This is a genomic window from Phycisphaerae bacterium (genome assembly GCA_012729815.1).
In the GTDB taxonomy this organism is placed as follows: Bacteria; Planctomycetota; Phycisphaerae; order JAAYCJ01; family JAAYCJ01; genus JAAYCJ01.
The window spans coordinates 1-6,531 of the sequence record JAAYCJ010000265.1 but is presented as its reverse complement, the minus strand read 5'-3'; the positions used below and the strand labels follow the sequence as shown (position 1 = coordinate 6,531).

The 6,531-nt window shown below is 64.1% G+C and carries 4 protein-coding genes; 2 read left to right on the top strand and 2 right to left on the bottom strand.

Features of this window, described 5'->3' with window-relative positions; translation table 11 throughout:
- Window positions 1-115 precede the first annotated feature (115 nt).
- Window positions 116-268, top strand: a complete 153-nt coding sequence (locus GXY33_17215) for a hypothetical protein (GenBank protein ID NLX06879.1) — start codon at window positions 116-118, stop codon at window positions 266-268.
- Between the two features lie 47 nt (window positions 269-315).
- On the opposite strand, the gene GXY33_17210 is transcribed toward GXY33_17215, so the two are convergent.
- Window positions 316-1,215, bottom strand: a complete 900-nt coding sequence (locus tag GXY33_17210; GenBank protein NLX06878.1) for an MBL fold metallo-hydrolase — start codon at window positions 1,213-1,215, stop codon at window positions 316-318.
- A gap of 1 nt (window position 1,216) precedes the next feature.
- Window positions 1,217-2,842 carry a hypothetical protein gene (locus GXY33_17205; protein ID NLX06877.1) on the bottom strand — a complete coding sequence of 542 codons (1,626 nt, stop codon included), beginning with the start codon at window positions 2,840-2,842 and terminating at the stop codon, window positions 1,217-1,219.
- Window positions 2,843-2,929: 87 nt separating this feature from the next.
- On the opposite strand from GXY33_17205, the gene GXY33_17200 reads away from it, so the two are divergent.
- On the top strand, window positions 2,930-6,139 hold the full coding sequence (locus GXY33_17200; GenBank protein ID NLX06876.1) for a hypothetical protein: 3,210 nt from the start codon (window positions 2,930-2,932) through the stop codon (window positions 6,137-6,139).
- Window positions 6,140-6,531 lie beyond the last annotated feature (392 nt).

Genomic DNA, 6,531 nt, shown 5'->3' with positions numbered 1-6,531 from the left:
CTTACACTCTGTCATCGTCAAGGCCTTCCTGTCTGATGCGCTTATTGCTCACAAACCACTTGCCATCAGATAGTAAGGCCTGCGCCCATCGTAAAAAAGCAAAACCCGGTGAGAAATGCGGGCTAACTCCGCCGTCCCCCTCGACCGCGAGGGGAATCCGCTGGCGGGTACGGACGATGAGATCGCCGTTGAGGAGTCCGAGATCATGATCGGCCATCGCGACCCACAGGTCTGGTCGTATCGCCTGACGACTTTGAGCACGCCGTAAGGTTCAGCGTTTGCGGCGGAGGCACGCGCCGCTCTTTTCCATGCGGATCAGAATTCAAGCGCCATGCCGTCGTAGGCCAGGGTAATGCCTCGGGCCGCGGCTTGATCGACCAGGTCGTCGTGGGGCACGACATGGGCGACCGACAGGTGCGAGGCCACGATCTTCGTGGCGTCGGTGACGATGCCCGCCCGGCGGTATTCGTCGATGGTCTCCGCGATCATCGTGAAGTTGTGATGGCCCGACTGGGCGGGCTCGACGTCCATCTGGGCAAAGGTCACATCCAGCACGGCCACGTCGAAACGGAACCGTTTGAGAGTTTCCAGGGTTCCCGGCAGCGTGTAGGAGGAATCCAAGCCGTAGAACAACGTCTTGCCGTTCCGCTGGATCACGTAGTTGAGGGCGACGTGCTCGATCGGCATGAAGGGGATGCCCCAGACGCCTTTGTTGATGCTGTGGTTGGCCTGGACCGCGGTGACCGTGGTATCGCCGATGCGGAAGCTCTGGTCCGGGCGGACCGCGTGGTAGCGATAGTTGGTCGCGATGCGCTGCGGCTGGAAGCGGCCGGATGCTTGGTCCCATCGGTTCGCGGTGTGGAACTCCAGGGAGTCCCGGACCAGTTCGATGCCGTGGACGTTCAGCGGCTGGGACAGGGTCGAAGCGAACTCGAGCAGGGCCGGCGGGTTCAAGTGATCGTAGTGGCAGTGCGTGATCAGCAGATGGCGGATCGATTCGGGGGGAACGCCGAACGTCCTGATCTGCCGATCGTCGTAAAAGTCGATGAGGATGTCCGGGGCGATCCACGCCTGGGCGGCCCAGCGCAGGTTCCTGCCGCCACGTTCGCGGACCCGCGGCAGATAGTCGCTGTTGCAGTCGGGGTAGTCGGTGTAGAAGAAATCTCCGCCGCCGGTGCCGAGGAATCGGATGGCGTTGTTTTCGCTGTTGGCCACGTCAGATCGCCTCGAAGTAGTGATAGCGATCGAATCGGAAGCCTTCGAGTTCCAGCAGCTTGACCGTGCGGACCTCCGGCTTGGCCGCCTCGGTCGGTGTGCCGGGCTCCAATCCCACCGCGTTGGCCCCAGCGAAACGATCGCCCTCGTTGGCGTCCCAAACCGCGTAGCCATCGGCCCCATCGGCCAGATAGGACCTGAGCATGGCGGTCCACTTGGCTCGGTCGGATTGGAACAGGGCCCACGGATAGAGCATCGGATACAGCCGCACGTTGGTCCGGCCCGCAAGTGCGTTGAAGTAATCGAAGTCGAGGCATTCGGGGCCGTCGATGTGAACATCCTGAGGTGTGAACTTCTGGCCCACCGGGAAAAGGTCGTCGATGACGCCGCGGGCTACCCAGTCGGCGACGTCCAGTCCCCACCGCCGGCAGTCCGCTTCGTTGCCCAGCACGATGGCTGAGAGCCGCTGACCCGGCTTGAGCACGCTTTTGGCCTTTTCCATGAACGGCGTGAACACGCGGGCCTGGTAGTCGGCCCAGCGCGGGTCGCGTTCATCCAGCTCGCGCGGATCCAGGCCGTAGGCGGCTTTGAAGCCCTCGACCATGATCGGCTCGTACAGCATGACCGGCACACCGCGGTTGAACGCGAAGCAGACTCCATCCGGCTCGTACCCGGCGATCTCGGACACCAGGGCCAGCATGTGGTCCTGGACCTGCGGATAGGCGTAACTGAGCCGATCGACCCGCCGGCCCTGGGCGTCGCGACAGTGGCACTCGGGGTGGCTCTCGAAGAACTCCGACCGGATCCAATCAAAGGGATAGAGCCCTCGAAACGCCTCCATGCGGATGTAGACCTGGAATTCCCAGCCGCGCTGCTTCGCGTAGTCGCGCACGACCTTCAGGCTGTCCCAGCCGTTTCGCTTCCACAGGGCCAGATTGTTGCACTTAACCTGCATGAAGTGGCTCCAGTACCGGCCCTTGCCGCCGGCGTACTGGCCGACCCGGGTCGGATAGTTGCACGAATCGGCGTCACCGTTGCCCCACAGCAGCATCCTGACGCAGCTATCGGGCCCGATCCGCTCGAACGATTCCAGCAGGTCCTCCTGGCGACGATGGGGAAACTCGCCGAAAATCCCGTCGCCGTCGTTGGTGAACACCAGAGGATACTGCACTTTCGGCTTCGAGGGTGGCGGCGGGTCGCTCACCGGGGTCAGACGGATGTAGGCCAGAGCGGCGGGGTAGGCGTGCAGCGAGGACAGATACGGCGGTTCTAGGATCAGGTCCTGCCCGGTCAGTTCGGCTTGGCCGAAGTGAAACTCGTGGAGAACCGGCTCGCTGATGCACGCCAGCGGCGGCGGGTCAAAAACCTTGCAGCAGCGGTCGCCGCTGAGGCGGGCCCGCAGCCGCCAAAAGCTGATGAAGCCGAAACCGCCCAGGTGAATGTCATACCGGCCGGTTACTCCCAGCCGAACCGTCAGCGAACTCGGCCGATCGCCTTCGCCGCAGGCCAGCATGACCCCGTCAAAGCCCTCAGCCCGGTACGGTAGCGCCCGCCATCGATTCGGATCATTTGCGTCGAGCAAGCTTCCATCCACCCGCTCGGCGAGTCCAGTGATCAGTATTTCCATCTTCTCGACCACCTTTCTTAATGGCCGTATAATCTAACAGAGAGGAGAACCCCGGACACGGCAAAACTGGTGGGAAACGAACCGCCCATGCACGGCCAGAACGAGCATTCCGCCAACCCGCACGATCATCGCGTTGACAATCCGGACTTCCCCGCCCTTCAGACGGTACGGCTGGTGATTGAGGATTTGCGTCGCCGGTGGTGTTTGCTGGCGGTGGCGCGGATCGTCTTGGCCTGGGTCGTTGCGCTGGCCGCGCTGACGTTGGTCCTGTCGCTGATCGCGGCGGTCGCCGAGCCCGGCTCCGTCGGCCGCGGATTGCTCGTAAGTCTTTGGATTGTCGGCTTTTGCGCCGGGCCGGCGGCGATCGGGTTCGTGCTGTGGCGGGGCCAGCCCGGCGACGTCGCCCTTGCCCGAATCGCTGAGGACCGGGCGGGCCTGGAACACAACTGCCTGACCAATGCCCTGCAGATTTCCCAGCAGCCGTTCTGGTCGAAAGGCCTGGTGAACCGTCTCGTGCGCGAGTCCGCTGGGGCCGTCCGCGACTTTGATTATCGTAAGGCATTGCCGATCAGAGACTTGCGGCGAATTGGGGCGATGAGCGTGGCCGCCCTGGGGGTGGCTCTGGTGGCGGCCCTTCTCGGCTGGCCTACCGTCAGCTACGGCTTTTCGCGCCTGTACCGCGGGAGTTACGGGAGTTTTTCCGGGCGGTATCGCATTTTGAGCGTCGAGCCCGGCGACGCGGTGGTGGTGGCCCACCGGCCGGTCCGGATCGTGGCCCGCTTCGAAGGTCCGCCGCAAGCTCCGGAGGCTCAGGTGGTTGTGGAGACTTCCGAGGGGCAGACGACCGAGACTTTAGCCATTGACGGGACGAGCGCCTCGGCGGCGATTTTTGTGCGCGAAGAGACCGAATACCGCGTCCGGGTAGGCGACGCCCTGAGCGACCGGCATCGGCTGCAAGTTGTTGATCCGAAAGACGTTGTGTCGGTCTCCGTCGCCCTGCGTTTCCCGGCGTACCTGGGTCTGCGGGATACGCCCCCGACCGACTGCCCCGGTCCGCTTGAGGCGCCCGAGGGGACGCGGATCACATTGATCGCACGGCCGAAGGCCGATCCGCAGGGGCTGCAGGTCGAGCTGAAATCCGGGCAAGTTCTTGATCTGCAAGAGGATGCGTCGCCGGGTCAGTTGATGGTACAACTGACTGCGGAGCGTGATGATGAGTATCGTCTGGCGGGGGACTTTGCCGGGAGCCGGCTCTACTGGCCCACCGAGGGGGGGTACTTTCCGCTGAAGGTGGCGATCGATCAGCCGCCAACGGTCAGGGCGATCGACCCGACCCCGGCCACACAACTGCCTGCCGGATCGGCGGTTACTTTCACCGGGCGGGCTGAAGACGACCACCGGCTGACCCGGGTCCGCCTGTTGGTCAGGTTGCCCGATGGGACGGAGTTGGAGCCAGCGGCTGAGGAGCCGAACGCAGCCAAGGCGATGCTCACGTGCGAGTGGCGGTTGCCGGAGCAGTTGGAGGCGGGCCAGGTCGTCGAGTGGTGGTTTGAGGCGGCCGACCATCGCGAGTTGCCCGATCGCGGACCGCAGAGCGGCGCGAGTCCAGTGGGGCGAATCGAGGTCGTCTCGGCTGAGGCGGCCAACGCGCGGGAGCAGATGGCGCAGACGTTCATCGAGCGCATCGCCGCGCTGCTGGAGCGTCAGATCAAGGTTCGGACTGAGACGCTTCGCGTGGATGTGGGTCAGGGGGCGATCGCGGCTGTGATCGAAGGTCAGGGCGCCATTCACACCGAGTTGACCGCATTGGCGGCCAGCGAGTTATCGCTCGATCTGTCGGCGGCCAAGCGGATTCTGGAACGTCTCGCGGCGGACGAATCGGTCCGCGCGGTTGAGCTGGCCGAGGCGGGCCGGACGGCTGAGCTTTCCACGGTGCAGAAGCGGATCGTTTTGGCGCTCGAATCAATTCTCAAAGCGGCTGAGTCACCGGAAGAGCAGGAGACTCCAGCCAGCGGCCCAGCGGCGACGATGCCCGCTCGGACCTTTGCCGACATCTCCGAGCTTCTCGGCGAGTTCATCGACGCCGAGCGGCAAGCCATTCACGAGGCTCAGAACCTGACCGCGAAATCGCCCGAGGATTTCACCGCCGTCGACGAGGCCAAGCTGGCTGAGCTCGCGCAGGAACAGGAGCGGTGGGAGGAGTTCCTTCAGCAGGCCCTCGACGATCTGGCCAAGCAGATCGAGCAGGATTTCTCGTCGGCGTCGCTGCGGCCCGAACTGGTCGAGATTCAGTCACAGGTCCAGGTGGCCGAGGAGGCGCTGAAGAAGAAGAGCGTGCGGATGGCTATCGAGGCTGAGCTGGTCGGCCTTGAGCTGGCTGAGGAACTGGTGCACAACATCGAGCGTTGGCTGCCGGACGGGCCGGACCGCATCCAGTGGGAGATGACCGAGCCGCCCGCGCCCATCGACGTGCCGTTGGCCGAACTGCCCGAGGAACTCCAGGACATTATCGGCGAGCTGATCGAGGAGGAGGAGGACCTGTACGACGAGATCGAGGACGCGACCAGCACATGGGCCGACTCGCTGGACATGGGCGTCGGCTGGGACGCGGTGGATGGACCGATCAGCAACTACTCCGCCAAGGGCGTGACCGGCAACACACTGCCGAATCGACATGAAATCTGGGGCCGTTCCGGCGAGGGGCGTACCGGGCGGTCGAGCGGCGAGTTCGTCGAGCAGGAGGCGACCGGCAAGGGTGGGCGGCGCACGCCGACGCGGCTGACGCCGGACGCCTTTCAGGAGGGGCAAATCAAAGACTCATCGACCGATCCGGCGGGCGGGGCCACCGGCGGCGGCAAACTCTCCGGGGCGGGAGCGGAGGGGTTGACCGGACCCGGTCCGCAGAAGCAGATTCCCGATCTGCCGGCCCTACGGAACAAGCAGGCGTCGCTGCTGACCAAGACGGAGCTTGCCCAGCAGCAAGCCGTCCGCAAGAACTGGGGCAACTTTCAGCTCGACGAGGTCGTCAACCTCATGCGGGCCAACCTCTCGGACCTCGACCGCCGGGCGTACCGCAACGTCCTGGCCCGGCGCGAGGTCCTGGTCGGCAGCCTCGAAAACTCCCGCACGCTGCTGGCTGGCAGGTTCCAGCTCGATCGCACCGACGGCACAGCGGAAAAGCTCCTCGAATCGCACCTGAAAGGCGCGGACCGGACCACCTGGCCGACCGACCACGCCTCGCTCATTCAGCGGTATTACGAGCTGTTGGGCTCCGACTCTTTCGACGCGAGACCATAATCCGTTCGACTTCTTCTTGAAGAGCGGCACGGAGCACGCGGAACACGCGGAGGGAAAGAAGCCAGACGTCAGGAGCCAGAATGAAGAAGGAGGACTCCGCCGAGGGCGGCGGAACCACATTCGGTAGTGGGATTCGTCTGGCGTCCTTTTTTGTCTACATCGTCTTCTTTTCCGCGTGGTCCGCGTGCTCCGTGCTTATCTTCTTCCGGAGAACAGAGGTGAGCTTGGTCTGGTCCGGAGGGAGCGGGCCTCAGCCGCGGAGGAACTTCCTGAGTTCAACGCTCCTCCAGATTTCCGCCGTAAGTCCTTATTTTGCAAGGCGCGCATTCCCGATTTGGGTGTCCCGAGGTAGACTGGGAGCATGTTTGTGCGTAAGAAGCCCAACCCCTCCG

Coding starts and splice junctions, on each gene's coding strand:
- GXY33_17205 (NLX06877.1), bottom strand. CDS start 2,842: ATGGAAATACTGATCACTGGACTCGCCGAGCGGGTGGATGGAAGCTTG.
- GXY33_17200 (NLX06876.1), top strand. CDS start 2,930: ATGCACGGCCAGAACGAGCATTCCGCCAACCCGCACGATCATCGCGTT.
- GXY33_17215 (NLX06879.1), top strand. CDS start 116: ATGCGGGCTAACTCCGCCGTCCCCCTCGACCGCGAGGGGAATCCGCTG.